This is a genomic window from Amycolatopsis nivea, assembly GCF_004522235.1.
In the GTDB taxonomy this organism is placed as follows: domain Bacteria; phylum Actinomycetota; class Actinomycetes; order Mycobacteriales; family Pseudonocardiaceae; genus Amycolatopsis; species Amycolatopsis nivea.
The window spans coordinates 174,061-194,203 of sequence record NZ_SDLT01000001.1 but is presented as its reverse complement, the minus strand read 5'-3'; the positions used below and the strand labels follow the sequence as shown (position 1 = coordinate 194,203).

The following is a 20,143-nucleotide window of genomic DNA, read 5'->3' as shown; positions in this document are numbered from 1 at the left end:
GGAGCACGTCCATGCGCACGATCGCGCTCGGTTTCCTGACCGGCATCGTCGTCGGAGCGACCGTCTGCTCGCTCGTCGTCGGGATCATCGTCGAAAGTGTTCCGCTGTTCGTGGCCGGGTTCGGAATTCCGCTCGGCTACGGCGTTCTCGTCTGGCTCGGCGGCCTGCCGCGACGCGCCCGCGAGGCGGCAGTCCCGCCTACAGTGGCACTCGCCCGGATCGAAGGCCTCCGCGCCGGCGGCACCGAAACGGGCGATCTCCCGGTCGAGTTCGTCCTCACGGTGGCGCCGGACGGGCAGCCGGCGCATCGCGCGACGGCGACCCGCACGGTCAACCTGGTCGATCTCCCGAGCTACCGCAAGGGCGACGTCCTGGTGGTCGCTTACCCGCCGGAGCGGCCGTGGAAGGTCCGGCTCGTGGACAACCCGACGCCGGAATGGCAGCGCCGGGCGGCGGAAGCGGTCATCGAACCCGCTCCCGAGTCCGCTTTGGTCGCCCCGCCGCCGGAGGGGTGCGCGGCCGGCGCCCTCACCCTTGTCGGGATACTGCTCGGCGCGGGCGCCGTTCTCGGGCTCTTCCGCGCCGAACTGTTCGCTCCGGAAGCTCCGTCACCGCCGCCCGCGTCCTCCACGGAGACCACTTCCTCGGGGTCCGCGACGGTCGACGTCGGCCCCGACCAATCGTTGCTGGACGAGGGAGAACTGCGCCGCGCCGTCGACGGGCTGGCCCAGGCCACGGACGTCTCGCAGACGCTCACCGCAGTCGTCCAGGAGCACCGGCTGACGGTCGTCTTCGCCCCGCCCGGAGTCCAGGTCCCGCGATTCGACCTGCGCACCCTGCCCGTCACCGAGATCCCGCGCCTGGTCCGGAAAGCCTTGCAGACCCTCGACGTCGGAACACCGCAGACCTGGCAGGTCACCGTTGTGCAGCTGCCGTCCGCTCGCACCATCCGCGTTACGGTCACCGGCCCCAACGGCAGCGCTTCCCTCGCTGGGTGATCAGCCCGTCAGTCCCAGCGAGGCGCCGAGCAGCAAAAGTCCTTTGGCGGTGCGCGGATCCGCGCCGGTCAGGTTGGCGATGCGCGACAGGCGATTGTCCACTGTGTTCGGATGGACGTGCAGCTTCCGCGCGGTCTCGCGACGATTGAAGTCTGTCTCGAAATAGGTCCGCAGTGTCGTCGTCAGATCAGGCTCGCCATCCAGCCGCGCCGCCAGCGCGCGCAACTGCGGGGTGGCCGCGCTGTCGTGGTTCAGCTGGTATTCGAAGAGATGATCCGCAAGCACCGCAACGGTATCCGGGACTGCGTTCAACCGCAGCAGCCGCTCCGCTTCTGCCACCGCCGCCGGGATTTCCGACAGTTCGGCCGCGTGGGCGAACGCGCCGGTGATCTCCACGCCCGTGGTCTGATGCGCTCGCGGCACCGCCAACCGCGCCTCATCCAGCACCGCTTCGGCATTGTCCGAACCGGACGGAAGCAACAACAGGCCGCCGTCGGGATCCAGCGCGGCCAGCACGTCTCCGGAGAGTTCGCGACGCAGGTGCTGCAACAGCAACCGCACCTTCCGCTGCCCGGCGAGATGGCGGCCGACCGCGTCGCCGACGGAATCCGCTGGGTCCACGGCGAACCGCAGCGCCAGCACGCCGTACGCCGGGGCGAGCCGGACGTCCGCCGGCTCCGGGATCGACTCCCCCGCCGCCAGCCGCCGCACCAGCGCCCGCGCCGCCTCGCGTTGTTCGTGGTCCGCGGTCTGGAATTCTTTCTGGTGCGCCTGCACCGCCGCGTTCATCACCCGGTGCGTGCACTTCAGCAGCACCGCCGCCGCGCCGTCCGGCGGAGACCCGCCGGACAGGTCGTCGACCTCCGCCCACATCTCCTCGGCCACCAAGAGGTAGGCGTGCACGAACTCGCCGACCGGCAGCCCCTCCGCGCCTCGCTCCCGGCCGCGTTGCCGGAACAGCTCCAGCTCGTCCTCGCGCGGTCCGTCCCCCTCCCGCGCCGCGCGGGAGAACATCCGGCCGAACTCGCGGACCGTGTGCGCCATGTGCTGGTGCAGGTGCGCGGGCGCCTTGCCGCGGTAGTGCGGCGAGGTCTCGACGTACCGGCGGATCGTCCGCTCGGCCAGCTTCGGCAGCCGGTGCTCGAAGCTGCGCCACGACAGTTGTGACATGTCACAGCACGGTAGCCGAAAACCTGGGCAATGTGCGCTACCAGCTGGACAGGCCAGCGGCGACAGTTGGGGTTGTGTCCATGACCGCGATCACAGGAGGTCCCGCACCGATGCGCTGCGAGCCGCTGTTCCGCCCGAAATCGGTCGCCGTGGTCGGCGTTTCCGCGACCACCGCGCTGTCCTGGGGACGGATCGCGCTGGACCGGCTGCTGCGCGGCGGCTACGGCGGCGAGGTCTTCGCGGTCTCCCGCGGCCCGCTCGACCTGCCCGGCGTCCGCACGGTCGGCTCGCTCGCCGAGATCGGCTACGGCCCCGACCTCGTGGTCCTCGCGACCCCGGCGGAAACGGTTCCCGCGCTGGTCAGGGAGGCGCGCGAACTCGGCTCCGGAGCGGTCGTCGTCTTCGCGTCGGGTTTCGCCGAGGGCGGCAACACCGCGCTCGAAGACGAACTGCGCGAAGCTGCCGGAGACCTGCCGGTGCTCGGCCCGAACTGCCTGGGCGTGGTGAGCCACCCGGCCGGAGTGCAACTGTCGACGACGGTTTTCCTCGACCGCGAGCGCGTGCCGCCGGGTCCGATCGCGATCGTCACGCAGAGCGGCGCGATGGGATTCGTGCTCGCTGACCTGCTCGAACAGGCCGGGATCGGCTACTCCTACTACGCGAGCGTCGGGAACGAAGCCTGCCTGTCCAGCCACGAAATCGGCAGCGACCTGCTCGACCAGCCGGACGTCGAGGTGCTCGTGCTCTACCTCGAAGGCGTGCGCGACGCGGACGGTCTCCGTGCGCTCGGCCGTCAGGCGCGGGCGGCGGGCAAGACCGTGGTCGCGCTCGCGGTGGGCAGCAGCGCCGCCGGACGACAGGCCGCGCTGTCGCACACCGCGGCCGTCGCCGGTGATCACTTCTTGCTCGCTTCGCTGTGCCGTCAGGAAGGCATCCACCTGGTCACCGACGACGACCAGCTCGTGGACGCGGTGCTCTGCGCCCGCAAAGGCACGACGCTTCCTCCTGCACCAAGGCTCGCCGTGCTCACCATGTCCGGCGGCGCGGGCGGCATCCTCGCCGACAACCTGACCGCGCTGGGAGTGCGGATTCCGCCGCTTTCCAGTGCGACGCGCGCGAAACTCGCGGAGGTCGGCGGCGTCGAGGCCGCCGACGAGAACCCCGTCGACCTCGGCGGCAACATCGACCGCTGGCTCGACCGGGTCGGCGATCTGCTCGGCGCGCTCGACGAGGACCCGGAATTGGACGGCGTCGTGCTCTATCTGACGTTCGGCGACCGGTTCCGCGGGGCCTACCACCGGCTGGCCGCAGCCGCCGCCGCGATGCGGACGCCGACGTGGTTCGTCTGGGCCTGCGCACCGCCCGGCGAGCTGGCGAGCGTCGGACGGCCGGACACCGTGCTGCCCAGCATCGGCACTCTCGTGCGTCGGCTTCGGGTGCTGGTGCCCGAACGGGTCCCCGAGCCCGCGAGCCACACCACGGCCGATGACCGTCCAGTGTGGACTGAACTGCGCGCCATTCCGCTGTTGGAAGGCGCTGGCATTCCGCACGTGGACACCGTCGCCGGGGTCGATCTTGCCGCCAAGATAAGACAAAACGGCTGGCCGGGGCCGTATGTGGTCAAGGGCGACGCCGCCGACGTGCCGCACCGGGCCCGGGCCGGACTCGTCCGCGTCGGCGTCACGGCGGCTGAACTCCCCGCGGTGCTGGACACGCTCCAAGCGCGGCTGGCCGAGGTCTCCACCGACCCGGACCGCACCCTCGTCGTGCAACCCCTGCTGCCGCACACCGCCGAGCTCGCCCTCGGGGCGACACGAGACCCGTTGTACGGCACCGCAATCGTCCTCGGCGCGGGCGGCGACCGCGCCGAAGACCCCACCGCACCCCGGCGCGCGCTGCTGCTCCCGGCTACCCCAGAGCAGCGGACGGAACTGGCCGCGTGGGCCGGCGACGTCCTCGCCGCACCGGTCCCCGCCGTCGCCGCCGCGATCGACGGGCTCGTCCGCATCCTCGGCGACCATCCGGAATTCGCCGAAGCCGACCTCAACCCGCTCTGCGTCACCGGCGACGACCTGGTCGCCGTCGACGCGCTCTTCACCGAGAACGCTCAGGAGGCATCCCGTGACTGACCTGCTCGACTACGCCGACAAGGTCTGGCGAGGCGAGGCCGACACTCGCGTCTACCACACCGGCACGCTGCGCAAGGACGGTCTGCACGAGCTGGCCGAGGGCGTCTGGATGTGGCCGGCGTTCGGCAACGTCTTCCTCTTCCCCACCGCCGACGGCCTGTTCTGCTTCGACACCGGCGAACGCCGCACCGCGAAGGACCTGTTCGGCGCGACCCGCGCCCGCACCGACGCGCCGCTGCACACCGCCGTCTACTCGCACGGGCACATCGACCACGTCTTCGGCGTCGGCCCGTTCGACCTCGAAGCCGAGGAGCGCGGCTGCCGTCGCCCGTCCGTGCTGGCCCACGAGAACACGCCGCCGCGCTTCGAGCGGTACGAACGCACCCGCGGCTACAACACGGTGATCAACCAGCGGCAGTTCCAGTCGCCCGGATTCCGCTGGCCGGACCGCTACCGGCACCCCGACGTCACCTACCGCGACACCACGACCCTCCGGATCGGCGACCTGGACGTCCAGCTGAAACACGGCCGCGGCGAGACGGACGACGCGACGATCGCGTGGCTGCCCGACCGGAAAATCCTGTGCTGCGGCGACTTCTTCATCTGGTCCTCCCCCAACCCGGGCAACCCGCAGAAGGTCCAGCGCTACGCCGCCGAGTGGGCACGGGCGCTGCGCTGGATGGCTGGGCTGGGCGCGGAGCTGTTGCTGCCCGGACACGGCGTGCCGATCGTCGGCGCCGACCGGATCCGGACCGCGCTGTCCGACACCGCCGAGTTCCTCGAGACCCTGCACGACCAGACCGTGGACGCGATGAACGCGGGAGCCACGCTCGACGAGGTCGTGCACGGCGTCACCGCGCCCGCCGAACTGCTGGCCAAGCCGTATCTCAAACCGTCCTACGACGAGCCGGAGTTCGTCGTCCGCAACGTCTGGCGGCTCTACGGCGGCTGGTACGACGGCAACCCGGCCAACCTCAAACCCGCGCGCCGCGCCGAACTGTCCCGCGAACTCGCCGACCTGTCCGGCGGCTCCGACCGGCTGGCCGCGCGAGCACGGGAACTGCTCACCGCCGGCGAACACCGGCTGGCCGGGCACTTCGCCCAGCTCGCCGTGGACGCGGCCCCGGACGACGAAACCGCGCACACCGCCCGCGCGGAAGTGTTCACCGCACTGGAAAAAGCTGCGACCTCGACGATGGCCAAGGGCGTCTACGCCTGGGCCGCCGCCGAATCCCAAGCCGTGCTCGACGGAACCGACCGCGCCGAACAACTGCGCGCCCGCACCGCGGGCCGCACCCGCTGGGCCTTCTGACCCGCCTTCCGCACCACCCCGTCCGACAACGACGTTGAAATGGGGACCCCACGATGAACGCTCCCGCTCTCCCCGCCGAAACCGCCGCCGGCGGGCGCACCCGCGGCACCAGCGCCCGCGGCTGGGTCGTCACCGGGCTGCTGCTGGTGTTCATGCTGATCAACTTCGCGGACAAGGCCGTGCTCGGCCTCGCCGCGAAACCGCTGATGCACGATCTCGGCCTGTCGCCCGAGGCGTACGGCCTGATCAGCAGCGGGTTCTACTTCCTGTTCAGCATTTCCGCGATCGTGGTCGGCTTCGTGTCGAATCGCGTGCCGACCAAGTGGATCCTGCTGGTGCTGGGCGTCGTCTGGGCGCTGACCCAGGCCCCGATGCTCGGCACCGTCGGGTTCGGGGCGGTGCTGGTCAGCCGGATCGTTCTGGGCGCGGCCGAGGGCCCGGCGAACCCGCTGGCCATGCACGCGGCGTACAAGTGGTTCCCCAACGAGAAACGCGGCCTGCCGAGCGCGTTGCTGAACGCGGGTTCGGGCATCGGCGTGGCGCTCGCGTCGCCGCTGCTGACCGCACTGATCGTCGGGTACGGCTGGCGGTGGGCGTTCTTCGCGCTGCTCGTCGTCGGCCTCCTGTGGTCGGTGCTGTGGGCGATCTTCGGGCGGGAAGGCAAGGTCGCCGGAACCGCGTCGGTGCACGCGAACGCGGTCAAGTCCGAAGCGGACGAACCGCGTGTGCCGTACCGGCGGATCCTGCTGAACGGCACCTGGCTCGGCGGGTTCCTGGCCGGATTCGCCGCGTACTGGGCGCTGGCCGTGCTGGTCGCGTGGGTGCCGCATTACCTGGAAACGGCGTTGCACTACAGCACGGTGACCACCGGGACCCTGGTCGCGCTGCCGTGGATCGCCTCGGTCGTGTTCAACCTCGCCCAGGGCGCGCTGAGCGACCGGCTGATGCGGCGCGGCGTGTCGAGCCGGGTGGCGCGCGGCGTGCTCGGCGGGATCGCGGTGCTGATCTCCGGTCTCGCGATGCTGCTGTTCCCGCACACCGGCGGCTGGTTCCAGATCGCATTGCTGACCGTCGCCTTCAGCCTGGGCGGCGTCGTGTTCGCGCTCGGCGTCACGATGAACGCCGAGATCAGCCCGACCCGCCAGCGCGGCGCGGTGCTGTCCATCACCGTCGGCCTGGTCACGACCGCCGGACTGCTCGCCCCGTACCTCACCGGACGGCTGATCCAGGCCGCTTCGTCGCCGGTCAGCGGCTTCACGCTCGCCTTCACGATCAGCGGCCTGCTGTCCATTGCGGGCGGCCTGCTGGCCGTCTTCTTCGTCAACCCCGACCGCACCGCGCGGCGGCTCGGGCTCCGCACCGAGGTGGTTCGCTGATGCCTTTCCAGGACACCAAAAACCCGCTCTACGGCAGCGGCCAGGTCACCGAGGTCGCGCCCGGCGTGCGCTCGATCGGCTTGCAGGGCAACAGCCTGGCGGTGGAAACCGCGTCGGGCCTCGTCGTGGTCGACACCGGACCGTCCCCCGACCTTGTCGCGCCGGTGCTGGACCAGCTGCGCGAACCGGTGCGGTGGATCGTCTACAGCCACGGGCATCTCGGCTACAACTACGGCGTGCCAGGGTTCTTCGATTACGCGGCCGCGCACGGCGAACGCCGCCCGACCGTCGTGGCGCACGAGAACGTCGTCCGGCGCTACCAGCGGTATCTCGAGACGGCCGGGTTGCAGAACCACATCAACACCCGGCAGTTCCGCCGCCCGATGGACGACCTGTCGGCTCCCCCGCCGCTCACCTTCCCCGACCAGACCTACCGGGAAGCGCTGACGCTGACCCCGGACGTCCGGCTGTTGTGGGCGCCCTCCGAAACCGACGACGTGACCGCGGTGTGGCTGCCTTCCCAGCGGGTTCTGTACGGCAGTGCTGCCGTGATCAACGGCATCCCCAACATCGGGACGCCCATGCGGACCATGCGCGACACCGTCCGCTGGGCCGACACCCTGGACCGGCTCGCCGCGCTGAACCCGGCGGTCCTGGTGCCGGAATTCGGCCCGGTGGTGCGCGAGGATCCGGTGCGGCAGCTCACCATGACCGCCGCCGCGCTCCGGTGGCTGCGCAGCGCGGTGGTGGACGAGCTCAACCGGGGCCGGAGGATGGACGACATCGTGCACGATCTCCGGTACCCGGCCGAGTTGTTCGACGTGCCGTGGATGCGCGAGCACTACGGGCACCGGGAGTACATCGTCCGGGACATAGTCCGCTCGGAAACCGGGTGGTGGGACGGAAACCCGACGACCCTGCACCCGTCCCGCCCGGACGTCGCGGCCGCTGCCCGCGCGGAGGCGATCACGGACAAGCAGGCTGTGCTCGACCACGCCGAACGGCTGCGTCGTGACGGGCGGGTGCAGGAGGCGTTGCATGTCATCGATTTGCTGGCGCTCGCACCTGGCGATGATCCGTTGGTGAAGCAGGCGCGGGCGATGAAGGAGGAGCTGTGCGCGGTGCGGGCGGAGGAGGCCAGCAGTTACGTGTCGCGGAGTTTCTACCGCAGCGGCTGGTGATGCCGCGACGACAGTTGGCATCCGGCCAGCGCCGAGGGGATCACGGACAAGCACGCGGTACTCGACCACGCCGAACGGCTGCACGGCGACGATCCACTGATGAAACAGGCGCGGGCGATGAAGGACGAACTGTGCGCCGTACGGGCCGAGGAAGCCAGCAGTTACGTCTCGCGGAGTTTCTACCGCAGCGGCTGGTGATGCAGCGGCGACAGTTGGCCTCCGGCCAGCGCCGACCTTCGGAAGCACAGACCGCAGCAACCGAGGCAAGCGTGGTCGAGACAACCACGACAGGAACCTCCACATTCTTCGCCCTCGGCTAAGCAAGAGGAGCCCCCGACACCGCAGCCTCAGGTCGGCGCAAAGCCGCGAGCTGCAACCCGAGCACAACGCCGACCCCGATCGCTGCGGTGGACACAATCGCCTCCGCTACCGCGTCCCAGGCGCCGGGGATCCGTGCGAATACCTGCGACAGGCTCAAATACAGCGCAGGCCCCGGCAGCACCGCACCCGTCAAGCCCGGGATCGTGACCACCGCGGTCGGCACCTTCAGCGTCCGCGAAGCCACCCCCGCCAGCATGCCCAGCACCGTCGTGGCAAGGAAAATCGACACCGGAGCCGACAGGCCGAGCGCGGACCGGCCCGTCCAGTTGGCCAGTGACGTCACGATCCCCGCCCCGCAGGCGAGCAGCCACCAGCGCGCGGGCGTGCCCATCAGGATCGCGTTGCCCAGTGCACCCACCAGGGCCGTCACCGGGACCAGGGCCAGCGGCAGCGCGGCGAGCTGCACCCGGCTTGCCGCGCCGAGGATGTCGAGGTCGTTCGCCACCGACACCACGACCATCACGCCGGTCGCGATCGCCCCGGTGAGCAGCAGGACCGTCACGATCCGGGCGGCCGCCATCAGGTGGAAGTCGCCGACCGCGTCCTCGACCAGCGACACCAGCGACAGGATCGGCAGCAGCAGCACCAGGTTCGCCGCCGACAGGCTCGCCGCCTCGTGCCCGGTCAGCATCCCGAGCGACAGCAAGGAGATCGCGACGACCAGCACCGTGCTGGCTTTGGCCGCGACCTGGAAGAACTCCGCGATGCCGACCGTGCTCAACGCCCAACCCACCCGGTTGGCGAGAACGAACAGCCCGGCCGACACTGCCGCGGCGAGCACGGTTCCGTTCGCCTGAAGGCAGATCATCGCCGCGAGCAGGCAGCCGCCGAGCAAACTTACGTACCACGGCCAAGTCGGTCCGGCTTGAGCGAGGATTCCGGCGTCGCGCTCGGCTTCGGCAGGCGAAATCGTACCGGCGGCGGCACGGACGGCGAGCGCCTCCAAGTCTCCCATCCGGCCGATGTCGCGCGCGTCGTTCGCCTGCACGCTCCCGAACAGCACCAGCGGTTCTTCCCCGCCGCCGCAGTATTGGAGGTGAATTGCCCGTACTCCCACCGAAATCCGCAAATCCTCGACGCCGCCCGCCGCGGCCAGCCCGCGGACCGTGCGCACGACGACGGCAGTTTCGATGCCCTGCCGGAACATCTGCATCGCCACCTCGAGGGCGAAGCTCAGCACCCGTCGCGCCCGTTCGCGCTCCTCCACTGCCATGCCCCGCACTTTAAGCAGCCGCCCCGACAAGAAAGCGCCCGCGAACGCGCCGAACGGGACCCTTCGCCCGATCGTGGCGGATCCTGACTTCCGCTTAGCAGAACACCCCCGGACAGCCGCTTGCGCGAACGACCGCGAGGGCCACACTTTGGAGTGAACCGCCGCGAAACCTGTGACACGGCCCACATCTGAACCGATACACCTTCTGCCGTGCCTCGTACCGCATCGCGCGCCGAACGGCAGGACCCGGGGGAACCGCACGTGCTGACCGCCGCAGAACTCTTTGTCCGGCAAGCCTTCCGGCGACCTGCGGCGGGAACGGCCGTGCCGGAGCCGGTTGTCGCGCTGCTTGGGCCGAAAGGTTCGGGCAAGAGCACCGCGCTCAAAACGATCTCCGGAGCCTGCGGCGGCACGCTCGTCCACGCCCGGCTCGATTTCCAGGACGCCCAGGTCGCCGATCCGATCTCCGCCGCGGCGTACGTGTCCTTCCTACTCGCCCGGCACTGGGACAACCTGCCGCGCGACCCGGCCTTCCACCGCGTCGGGCTTTCCCTGCTGGCACTGAACGAAACCCTGCCGCAGGACCGGGACGCGGCCCGGGCGCACGTCCTCCAGCTCGTCGGGAGCTACTTGCACCAGGGCGACGAGCACCCGGTCGCGGACCTGGCCGGCGAGGCGGTCCGGTTCGCGCTGTCGCTGTCCGGGATCGGCGCGCAGGTGCCGGGACCCGCCGTCCAGCAAGCGGTCAGCAGCGGAATCGGCGCGCTGCTGCGGCTCGCGAACCGGCGGCGGCGAAGCGTGCGGCAGGCGCTGAAATGGTTCAGCGGCTTGCTGGAGGGAGCCAGCACGATCGACTCGCTGATCGACCTGAGCCAGCGCAGTTCGGACCCGGTCCCACACGTGCTGAACGCGTTCCTGACCGATTTGTCGCGCAGTGCCGATCAATGGACGACGCCGGTGCGCCGGTGCGAATGCCTGGCCCCGCACAGACAGGACGTCCCGCACGAGCACGCCTGGGCGCTGCTGATCGACAACGTCGATGCCACCCCCGCCGGCCGCGAATTCCTCTCCGCGTTCGTGCGTGCACGGCAGAATCGGCTGCCTGAACGCGATCCGCTGCTGATCGTGGCGGCGATGGACCGGTGGTCGTCCGCCTGGGGGCACTGGTGGCGGGAACCGTGGCGGACGAAGGCGGACTGCCCGGACAAGCGGCCGATCCCTCTGCTCTCCCAGGCCGATTTCAAGCAGTGGACCCATCATCTCGCCGCCACTGCCGACCGGGGCGACTCCCCGACCCGTGCGTGGTATCCAGTGTGGCTGGACCCGCCCGGTCCCGAAGTGCTGCGCAAGCTCGCCCCGACCCCGCCGGACGGCTGGGAACCGGCTGTCTTCGACGAGTTCGTCCAGCGGCTCTCCGGCGGCCTGCCCGCCGCCGCGCAGGAGATCGGCCGCCGCGCCGGCGAACTGCCGGACGACGCCGGCCCGCCCGCCCGGTCGCTGCTGTTCCAGCCGCACAACGGAATCGCGCTGTGGGAACGCGCGCTGACCTCTTTCCTGCCCCGGTCGCTGCTGGCGGACTCGCTGCCGGCCGTCGTTCCGCAGGCGGTCGCGGTGGGGGTGCGGCTCGGCCAGCCGGGACAGTCGGCCCCGCTGGATCCGGCCGCCTTCCCCGACGCGAACGACATCCTGCGCGCACTGCGGGAAAACCTGTGGGTCAGCACCTTCGCCGCCCGGCCCTCGCGGCTGTGGCCGGTCGCCGTCCCCGGGCGGGAACACCCGGCGGCCCTGCACCCGTGGCTCCTCGCCTGCCTGCTGGCCGGTCTGCACGCGCAGAGCGCCGCCGACCGCCATCCGGTAGCCATGACGTGGGCCGAGGTGTTCCGGCGGATGGCGAACACCTGCGCCGAGCCGACCGGCGAGGCCGAGGACCAGGCCCGGCGGCTGTATTACGCCCTCGCCTGCGACAACTTCGCGGCCGTCGTCGACGAATTGGTCACCGAATTCGCCAAGAGCGGGCACCCGGATTGGGTCCGGCTGGTCGACCAGATCACGCGGGCGCCGTGCCGCCTGGCCGCGGTCGAGCCGACCGACGACAGCGTCGCGAAGCTCGTGCCGGACGGGCAGCCGGGACGGGAGTCCGCCGAAGCCGCGATCACCAGCATCGTCGCGCGGCTCTGGCTCTACCACGATCCGCACACCGTTCCCAGCCCGGCGCACGACCAGCGGATCTCCAAGAACTTCACCAGATTGGCCGGCAATTACGCGGCCCGTGACGACACCGACGCGCTGACCGACGCCGCCGCGCAATTCGGCGGCCGGTGAAAGCCTCTTTCCCGACAGGAGCGTGATGGACCGCATTCGCAAGCTGCTGCGCTGGTTCACCTACCGATTCCCGCGGCTGGCCTACTGGGTGCTGCGGCGTCCGGTGCTGGCGACCAGTTTCGCCACGCTGACGGTGGTCGTCCTCGTCGCCGCGGGCCTGCTCGTCCCGCCGTTGTTCGCGCGGTGCGGGGAAGGCATGACCGCGGACGCGAACGACGCGTGCGTCGGCATCAACCTGGACAGCGCGCAGTTCCGGCAGAACGAGCCGGAGCACATGCGGGAGCTGGAAGCCGCGGTCCGGGCCAACAACGCGGCGATCACGGACAATTACGTGTCCGTGGTGCTGTTCCAGGACATGTCGCCGAACGAGGGCGTCGACACCCGGCTCTATCCCGATCTGTACCCGGACATCGAGGGCGCGATCGCCGGGGCGTGGCGGGCCAACCACACCGCCGCGTTCCAGGGCAGCGTGCCGAAGGTGAAGCTGTTCCTGGCGAACATGGGCAGCCAGTACGCGAGCTGGTCCGAGGCCGTCGACAAGATTTCCGAGCACGCGGCGGGCAACCACGTGGTCTCGGTGATCGGGCTCGGCCAGAGCATGGACAACACCCGCGCGGCGGCCGCGAAACTGACCGCGCAGGCGCATCTGCCGGTGATCGGCGCGACCGTCACCGGGGACACCATGAACCTCACCCCCGAGGGCAAGCTCAACACCGGGTTCTTCCGCACCTCGCCCACCAACACGCATTCCGTGGCAGCCGCCGCCCGGTTCATCGCGAGCATCGAGCCGGATCCGTCGCGGGTCGCGATCGTGCAGGACAACATCCCCGGCGACGACTACACCCAGACCCTCGGCTCGCGGGCGGTGAAGGAAATGCCCGCCGCGCACCGGTTCCCGTTCACCTCGCCGGGCGCGCTGCCGCACGACGTCTCCCGCGCCGACCCGCTGCTCACCCAGTTCGCGTACCTGAACCAAAATCTCTGCTCAGTCGCGCCGACGGTCGTCTACTTCACCGGCCGCGGCACCGACCTCGGGCCGTTCGTGCAGTCCTGGACGCAGGGGAACACGCCGTGCGCCAACGGAAAACTGACCGTCGTCACCGGCGACGACGGGGGCTCCGCGATCAACGAGGCCAGCCTCCGCGACGCCGTCCGCGGCGGCCATGTCCGGGTGCTGTTCACGTCGCTCGCCAGCCCGGACGAATGGGGTCCGTGCAACGGCAGCGCCGAACAGGCCGCCTACAACACTTTCCAGTCGGTCTTCACCGGCAAACCCGGCGTGTGCGACGGCCAGACCGTCCGCGCGGACGACGGCGCCGCCCCGCTGACGTTCTCCGTCGCCGACCTCGGCAGCGGCGAAGGCATCCTCGCCCATGACGCCATGATGGTCGCCGTCATGGCCGCCCGCCGCGCCGCGAACGGCAACGCCGACACGGTGGTGCGCACGCCGCTGTCCCAAATCGGCCTCATCGAGGAGATGCGCTGCCAGAACGCCGTCCAGGGTGCGAGCGGGACCATCCAGTTCAGCCCCGATCAGGCGCAGTACGGCAACCCGGTGGAGAAGCCGTTCCCGGTCGTCGAGATCAGGGCCGACGGATCCACCGCGACAGCGTGGAACAAGGCGGTCACGACTGCGGTGCCGAAAACGTCCTGCTGACGCCTCGGTCGTCGAGCCAGCCGCGGTAGCGACGCAACGCGCGTTGCTGCAGGACGGTCTCTTTCGCCAGCGCCAGCTTGGGATTCGTCCGCAACCGCGGCGTACGGCCCGCCCCGACCCGCCGTAGCTGCCGACGTACCCGAGCCATCCCAGCGGCCGAAGCCAGCGCTTTGTCCTTGATCGCCACTGGTGCCAGCTCCACCGCCGCATCCTCGCCGTGGAGCCACTTCTTCGGCAGGTCGGGATCCACCGCCAGCGCCGTCCCCATCCCGGCCAGGTCGATGCCCCCGGCCAGTACCTGCTCGGCGACCGGCCGCCGGACGATGCCGCCGGTCAGCATCAACGGCAGCGGGCTCGTCTGGGCGAGTTCCTCGGCCAGAGTCAGGAAGTACGCCTCTCGCGCCACCGTGCGCTCGTCGGCCGAACGACCCGACATCGCCGGACTTTCGTAGCTGCCGCCGGACAGCTCGACCACGTCGACACCGAGCGGAGCCAGCATCTCGATCACCCGGCTCGCATCCGCGGCGTCGAACCCGCCGCGCTGGAAGTCCGCCGAGTTCAGTTTCACCGCGACCGCGAACGCCGGGGAGACCACGTCGCGCACGGCTCGCACGATGTCGAGCAGCAGCCGCGCCCGGTTCTCCAGGCTCCCGCCCCACTCGTCGGTCCGCCGGTTGACCAGCGGCGACAGGAACTGTGACAGCAGGTATCCGTGCGCGGCGTGGATCTCGACCCCGTCGAACCCGGCCTCCTCGGCACGACGCGCGGTCTCGGCGAACCTCGCCACAGTCTGTCCGATCTGGACTGCTGTCATCTCGGTCGGCTGCGCGAGCCGTTTGCTCTGCTTGCCGAGGTTCACTTTGACCGCCGACGGACCCCACGCGACGCCGGGCATGTTCGCCATCACCTGGCGTCCGGGGTGGTTGATCTGCATCCACACCCGTGCACCGCCGCTCTTGGCCGCGTCCGCCCACGCGCGGAACGGCTCCAGCGGCGACTGGTCGTCCAGGACGATGCCCGCCGGCCCGGTCATCGCTTCAGCGTGGACCATCACGTTGCCGGTGATGATCAGTCCGGCGCCGCCTTCGCTCCAGCGCCGGTACAGGCGGCGGATGCGCTCGTCGGGCAGTTGCCCGGGGCCGGCCATGTTCTCTTCCATGGCCGCTTTGACGATCCGGTTGGCGAGCGCGGGCCCGTGGGCGGGCGCGAATGGCGTGAACAGCGGCGAGGTCGTCATGATTCCTTCGCTCCATGCGGTATGTTTGCAGTGCTCACATAAGAGTAGGAGGCGATGTAAGCAGTGTCAACTTCCACGAAGGACGGCTACCATCACGGCGATCTGCGGGCAGCCCTGCTGACGACCGCGATGGGGATGCTCGAGCAGGGCGAGCAGTTCTCCCTGCGGGCGGTCGCCCGGAAAGCGGGCGTCTCCCCGACCGCCCCGTACCGGCATTTCGCCGATCGCGACGCCCTGGAATCAGCGCTGGCCGCCCAGGGTCTGCGCGACCTCGATGCCGACCTGAACCAAGCCGACACCACGCCGAAAACGGTCGCCGAGCTGGCCGAACTGGGCGTCGCGTACGTCGACTTCGCCCTCCGCCGCCCAGCGCTGTTCCGGCTCATGTTCGGCAACGCCTGCGACGACACGAACGACGATCGCGTCACCGCGGCAGCCGCGGTGCACGAGACGCTCGCCCGCGCCGTCGCGAACGTGTTCCCCGACGCCGACCTGGCCAGCATCACCGTCGGCGGATGGGGATTGGTGCACGGACTGGCCTGCCTGCACCTTGACGGCAAGCTCGCCAGCACCTCCGCCGACGACGTCGCGAACCAGGTCCGAGCGTCCTTCACCGCAGTCTTCGCCGCCCGGCCGGGTGACTGACGACTCCCGGTGTTGACAGTGCTCACATCGCAGCCTACCTTGATGTAAGCACTGCACACATGACGTGAGGGAGCACCCCGATGGCACCGTCCAGCCAGGACAGCCCGGCGAGGACCGGAACAGTGGAGGTCGAGCTCGGCGGCCGCCGCGTCGCCGTTCCCGAGGGCGGGCTGTTCGACCGCTACCGGATGGACACCGACCTCGACGAGGTGGCCCGCGACCCGCGCGTCAGCGGCGTCGAGTTCTTCCGCGGCCTGCCCAAGACGAAGGTCGAGTCGCCGATCGGCCCGGCGCTGACGCCGAACTTCTACTACCGGATGTCCTCGGCCCGGCTGACCATGCTCGCCCGGTCCCGCGCGATCCGCGCCCGGCTGCCGCGGGAGCTGGCGCCGCTGGAGGTCGCGCCCGGCCTCGGCCTGGTGTCGGTGATGTTCTTCCGCTACGACGTGTGCGACATCGACTTCTACACCGAGGCCGCCGTAGGCGTCGCGGTCCAGCCCGCGCGGCACGGGAAGCTCGGGTTCGTGGACCTGGTCGCCGCGCTCAAGAACGACCACCTCGACACTTACGTCCTGTCGCTGCCGGTCAACACCGACATCGCGCAGGTCCGCGGCCACGACGGCTACGGCTTCCCCAAGTGGGTCACCGAACTGGACGTCGACATCGACGCGAGCCGCACCACCGCGCGGGTCGCCAACGACTCCGGCGAACTCGACCTCGCGCTGTCGGCCGCCACTCCCGCGCAGACGAGGCACCCCAGCGGCGAACGCGTTTCGACGCTCACCTCGTACACCACCATCAACGGCGCCTGGCACTCGACGCTGAGCCAGACCAACGCGCTGTCGTCCGGCAGCACGTCCTTCCCGCGCGACGTCGACCTCAAGCTCGGGCGCGGCCGGATGAGCGACGACCTGCGCTCGCTCAAGCCGACCCGCCCGGTCCGCCTGGACGTGCTCGCCGAAGGCCAGCTCGCCCTGCACCTGCCGGTCCCGTATTCGGTTCCCCAGCAAGGAGTTTCGCGATGACCAAGGTTCTGCAGGTGCTCTCCGCCGCCCGCGTGTGGACGCTGAAGGACGGCACCGAGCACCCCACCGGGTTCTGGGCCGAGGAATTCGTCGTCCCCTACACGCTGTTCACCGACGAAGGCTGGGACGTCACTGTCGCCACCCCCGGCGGCAAACAGCCCGTGGTCGACCAGCTCAGCCTCGGTGTCAAAGGCGGCGTGCTCCCGCACACCGCCAAGAAACTGCGCGCCGAACTCGACCGCCTCTCCCCCGTCCTGGAACACCCCGCCGATCTGTCCAAACTGGACCCGGACGACTTCGACGTCGTCTTCTACTCCGGCGGCCACGGCCCGATGGAAGACCTCGCCGTCGACCCGGTATCCGGCGCCCTGCTCACCAAACGGCTCTCCTCGGCCCGGCCGCTCGCGCTGCTGTGCCACGCCCCGGCGGCGGCGCTGGCCGCGAAAAACCCGGACGGCAGCTGGCCCTTCGCGGGCTACCGGATGACCGGGCTCTCCAACGTCGAGGAACGGTTCAACCCGTTTGCGTGGAAAGCCAAGTGGCTGCTGGAAGACCGGCTCAAGGAAGCGGGCGCGGACTACACCTCGGGATTGCCGCTAAAGTCGCACGTGGTCGTGGACCGCAACCTCTACACCGGCCAGAACCCCGGATCCTCAGCCGCGCTCGCACGCCGCATCATCAAGGACGTCTCCGCCGCCTAGCGCGAACGACGTTATGCCTTACGCTCATCGGCTGACAGCTCCAGGGCGTCGAGAACCAGCGCGGCCATCGCGGCCGGGTCGCCGTGTTCCGGGCGCAGCACGAAGTCCGGGGACACGGGGCGTTCGTACGGCGCGTCCACCCCCGTGAATCCGGTGATTTCGCCCGCGCGCGCCTTGGCGTACATACCCTTCGGATCGCGGTCCTCGCACACTTCGAGCGGAGTGTCGACGAAGACCTCCAAGAACGGCAAACCCGCGGTTTCGTGCACGGTTCGCGCGAGTTCGCGGTCCGCCTGGTACGGGCTGATCAACGACACCACCGCCACCACCCCGGCGTCGGCGAACAGCTTCGCGACCTCCGCGACGCGGCGGATGTTCTCGGCTCGTTGCGCCGGGGCGAAGCCGAGGTCGCCGTTGAGCCCGTGCCGGAGGTTGTCGCCGTCGAGCAGGTACGCGGGACGGCCCGAGGCGACCAGCCGGCGTTCCAGTTCCACGGCCACGCTCGACTTGCCCGAGGCGGACAGCCCGGTGAGCCACACCGTCCGGCCGCGGGTCGCGCGTTCGTCGCGGGAGACCGCCGCGGGATGCCAGACCACGTTCGGCGCGGTCGCGCTCGGGCCGGTGATCATGCCCACTCCGACGGTGTCGCCGGAGTGTTCGTCGACCAGCAGGAATCCGCCGGTCGGCCGGTTGCGGGCGTAGGGGTCGAACAGGAGCGGCTGCCGGGTCCGCAGCCGGATCCGGCCGATTTCGTTGAGCGACAACGACTCCGCCGTCTCGTCGCGGTGCAGCGTGGTGACGTCCAGCCGGTAGTCGAGCGCGCGAACCTCGGCCTTGGTCTCGCGCGTGGTGTGCCGGACGAGGTAGTTCGCGCCCGGAGCGAGCGAGGCCTGGTCGGAGAACCAGCACACCATGGCGTCGACGTCCTGGCCCACGTGCGGGCGGTTGCCCGGACGGCAGATCAGGTCGCCGCGGCTGAGGTCCAGTTCGTCGGCGAGCTCGATGGTGACCGCCAGCGACGCGAACGCCTCGGGCACCTCGACCCCGCCGGGTCCCCAGATCGCACGCACGGTCGTGGTGAATCCGGACGGCAGCACGGTCACCTCGTCGCCGGGCTTGAACACACCGCCCGCCACCGTCCCGGCGTACCCGCGGAAATCCCGGCTGTGCTCGCGAATCACGTACTGCACCGGAAAACGCGCGTCGACCAGGTTCCGGTCGGAAGCGACGTGCACCTGTTCCAGGTGGTGCAGCAGTGAAGTGCCTTCGTACCAAGGCATGCTCGCGCCCCGGTGCACCACGTTGTCGCCGTGCAGCGCGGACATCGGCACGAACGTCAGATCCGGGGTCTGCAACTTCATCGCGAACCGGCGGAAGTCCTCGCGGATTTCCTCGAACCGTTCCTGCGACCAGTCGACCAGGTCCATTTTGTTCACGCACACCACCAGGTGCCGGATGCCCAGCAGACTGGCGAGGAACGCGTGCCGGCGCGACTGTTCGAGCACGCCCTTGCGCGCGTCGACCAGGATCAGCGCGACGTCCGAAGTGGACGCTCCGGTGACCATGTTCCGGGTGTACTGCACGTGTCCCGGGGTGTCGGCGATGATGAACTTCCGCTTGGGCGTGGCGAAATACCGGTGCGCGACGTCGATAGTGATGCCCTGTTCGCGTTCCGCGCGCAGGCCGTCGGTGAGCAGGGCGAGGTCCGGGTACGCGTCGCCGCGGTCCCGGCTGGTGCGCTCGATCGCTTCGAGCTGGTCGGTGAACACCGTCTTCGAATCGAACAGCAGCCGGCCGATCAGGGTCGATTTGCCGTCGTCCACGCTGCCCGCGGTGGCGAGCCGCACCGTCGTGACCCGGTCCCCGGCGCTCATCAGAAGTAGCCTTCCTTCTTGCGGTCTTCCATTCCGGCCTCGGAAATCCGGTCGTCGGCCCGGGTCGCGCCGCGTTCGGTCACCCGCGTCGCGGCGACCTCGGCCACCACTTCCGCCGGTGACGAAGCGGTCGATTCGACGCACCCGGTGCAGGTCGCGTCGCCGATCGTGCGGAAGCGAACCGTTGCCGGATAAGAAACTTCGCCCTCGGCGACGGTGAGGAACCGGGTGTCGGCGAGCAGCATCCCGTCGCGCTGGACCACCGACCGGCGGTGCGCGTAGTACAGCGACGGCAGGGTCACGTCTTCGGCTTCGACGTACTGCCAGATGTCCAGCTCGGTCCAGTTCGACAGCGGGAATACCCGGATGTGCTCACCCTTGCGATGCCTGCCGTTGTAGAGATTCCACAATTCCGGACGCTGCCGCCGGGGATCCCATTGCCCGAACTCGTCGCGGAAGCTGAACACGCGTTCCTTGGCCCGGGCTTTCTCCTCGTCGCGGCGCGCGCCGCCGAACACCGCGTCGAAGGCGTTTTCGCGGATGCCCCGCAGCAATGTCGCTGTCTGGAGCCGATTCCGGCCCGCCTTCGGATCCTCGACGCTGCGACCCGCGTCGATGTCGTCCTGGACGCTCGCGACCAGCAGCCGCAATCCGTAGCGCTCAACGGTTTCGTCGCGGAACCGGATCACCTCGTCGAAATTGTGCCCGGTGTCGACGTGCATGACTGGGAACGGCAACGGCGCGGGCCAGAACGATTTCGCCGCGACGTGCAGCATCACCATCGAGTCTTTCCCGCCGGAGAACAGCAGCACCGGCCATTCGAAGGTGGCCGCGACCTCGCGGAAGACGTGCACGGCTTCGGCTTCGAGCGCACCGAGGTGGCTCAGCTCGTAAGCCGGGGGTGCCTGGGACGCCATCGGAT

At 70.0% G+C, this 20,143-nt stretch carries 15 protein-coding genes; 10 read left to right on the top strand and 5 right to left on the bottom strand.

Annotation, left to right across the window (positions count from 1 at the left end):
* The first annotated feature begins 11 nt into the window (after positions 1 to 11).
* The gene (locus EIZ44_RS00925) at positions 12 to 998 is read left to right on the top strand and encodes a hypothetical protein (protein WP_134727406.1); all 987 of its coding nucleotides are present in this window, start codon (positions 12 to 14) and stop codon (positions 996 to 998) included.
* Here the strand turns inward: EIZ44_RS00925 and EIZ44_RS00920 are convergent, their stop codons facing one another.
* On the bottom strand, positions 999 to 2,168 hold the full coding sequence (locus EIZ44_RS00920) for a PucR family transcriptional regulator (protein ID WP_134727405.1): 1,170 nt from the start codon (positions 2,166 to 2,168) through the stop codon (positions 999 to 1,001). It lies immediately after the preceding gene.
* Between the two features lie 80 nt (positions 2,169 to 2,248).
* On the opposite strand from EIZ44_RS00920, the gene EIZ44_RS00915 reads away from it, so the two are divergent.
* The 4 genes from EIZ44_RS00915 to EIZ44_RS00900 are packed head-to-tail and all read left to right on the top strand — an operon-like array spanning position 2,249 to position 8,166.
* Positions 2,249 to 4,297: an acetate--CoA ligase family protein gene (locus EIZ44_RS00915; protein ID WP_240691191.1), complete on the top strand. Its 2,049-nt coding sequence runs from the start codon at positions 2,249 to 2,251 to the stop codon at positions 4,295 to 4,297.
* Entirely contained in the window at positions 4,290 to 5,609 is a 1,320-nt protein-coding gene (locus EIZ44_RS00910) for an alkyl sulfatase dimerization domain-containing protein (protein WP_134727403.1), read from the top strand. The genes EIZ44_RS00915 and EIZ44_RS00910 overlap by 8 nt, the downstream gene beginning before the upstream one ends.
* Positions 5,610 to 5,662: 53 nt before the next feature.
* The gene (locus tag EIZ44_RS00905) at positions 5,663 to 6,985 is read left to right on the top strand and encodes an MFS transporter (RefSeq protein ID WP_134727402.1); all 1,323 of its coding nucleotides are present in this window, start codon (positions 5,663 to 5,665) and stop codon (positions 6,983 to 6,985) included.
* Positions 6,985 to 8,166: an alkyl sulfatase dimerization domain-containing protein gene (locus EIZ44_RS00900; protein ID WP_037811548.1), complete on the top strand. Its 1,182-nt coding sequence runs from the start codon at positions 6,985 to 6,987 to the stop codon at positions 8,164 to 8,166. Before EIZ44_RS00905 ends, EIZ44_RS00900 begins: the two co-directional genes overlap by 1 nt.
* 316 nt (positions 8,167 to 8,482) lie before the next feature.
* Here the strand turns inward: EIZ44_RS00900 and EIZ44_RS00895 are convergent, their stop codons facing one another.
* On the bottom strand, positions 8,483 to 9,760 hold the full coding sequence (locus EIZ44_RS00895; protein WP_134727401.1) for a threonine/serine exporter family protein: 1,278 nt from the start codon (positions 9,758 to 9,760) through the stop codon (positions 8,483 to 8,485).
* Positions 9,761 to 9,970: 210 nt separating this feature from the next.
* Between EIZ44_RS00895 and EIZ44_RS00890 the strand changes: the two genes are divergently transcribed.
* Positions 9,971 to 12,082 (top strand): P-loop NTPase family protein, encoded by a 2,112-nt coding sequence (locus EIZ44_RS00890; RefSeq protein ID WP_134727400.1) that lies wholly within the window; start codon positions 9,971 to 9,973, stop codon positions 12,080 to 12,082.
* Positions 12,083 to 12,107: 25 nt separating this feature from the next.
* Positions 12,108 to 13,739: a type 1 periplasmic-binding domain-containing protein gene (locus EIZ44_RS00885; protein WP_134727399.1), complete on the top strand. Its 1,632-nt coding sequence runs from the start codon at positions 12,108 to 12,110 to the stop codon at positions 13,737 to 13,739.
* Here the strand turns inward: EIZ44_RS00885 and EIZ44_RS00880 are convergent.
* Positions 13,708 to 14,976: an NADH:flavin oxidoreductase/NADH oxidase family protein gene (locus tag EIZ44_RS00880; RefSeq protein ID WP_037811539.1), complete on the bottom strand. Its 1,269-nt coding sequence runs from the start codon at positions 14,974 to 14,976 to the stop codon at positions 13,708 to 13,710. The genes EIZ44_RS00885 and EIZ44_RS00880 overlap by 32 nt on opposite strands.
* 63 nt (positions 14,977 to 15,039) lie before the next feature.
* On the opposite strand from EIZ44_RS00880, the gene EIZ44_RS00875 reads away from it, so the two are divergent.
* From EIZ44_RS00875 to EIZ44_RS00865, 3 genes are all read left to right on the top strand, one after another.
* A complete protein-coding gene (locus tag EIZ44_RS00875) occupies positions 15,040 to 15,621 on the top strand; it encodes a TetR/AcrR family transcriptional regulator (RefSeq protein ID WP_037811537.1) in 582 nt (193 codons plus the stop codon).
* 80 nt (positions 15,622 to 15,701) lie between these two features.
* On the top strand, positions 15,702 to 16,646 hold the full coding sequence (locus EIZ44_RS00870; protein ID WP_134727398.1) for an acetoacetate decarboxylase family protein: 945 nt from the start codon (positions 15,702 to 15,704) through the stop codon (positions 16,644 to 16,646).
* On the top strand, positions 16,643 to 17,347 hold the full coding sequence (locus tag EIZ44_RS00865) for a type 1 glutamine amidotransferase domain-containing protein (protein ID WP_134727397.1): 705 nt from the start codon (positions 16,643 to 16,645) through the stop codon (positions 17,345 to 17,347). The genes EIZ44_RS00870 and EIZ44_RS00865 overlap by 4 nt, the downstream gene beginning before the upstream one ends.
* 11 nt (positions 17,348 to 17,358) lie before the next feature.
* Here EIZ44_RS00865 and cysC read toward each other — a convergent pair whose 3' ends face one another.
* Both cysC and cysD read right to left on the bottom strand, forming a co-directional pair.
* On the bottom strand, positions 17,359 to 19,221 hold the full coding sequence (gene cysC / locus EIZ44_RS00860; RefSeq protein WP_134727396.1) for an adenylyl-sulfate kinase: 1,863 nt from the start codon (positions 19,219 to 19,221) through the stop codon (positions 17,359 to 17,361).
* Complete coding sequence (gene cysD / locus EIZ44_RS00855; protein ID WP_134727395.1) at positions 19,221 to 20,138, bottom strand: sulfate adenylyltransferase subunit CysD; 918 nt, start codon at positions 20,136 to 20,138, stop codon at positions 19,221 to 19,223. The genes cysC and cysD overlap by 1 nt, the downstream gene beginning before the upstream one ends.
* Positions 20,139 to 20,143: the final 5 nt, after the last annotated feature.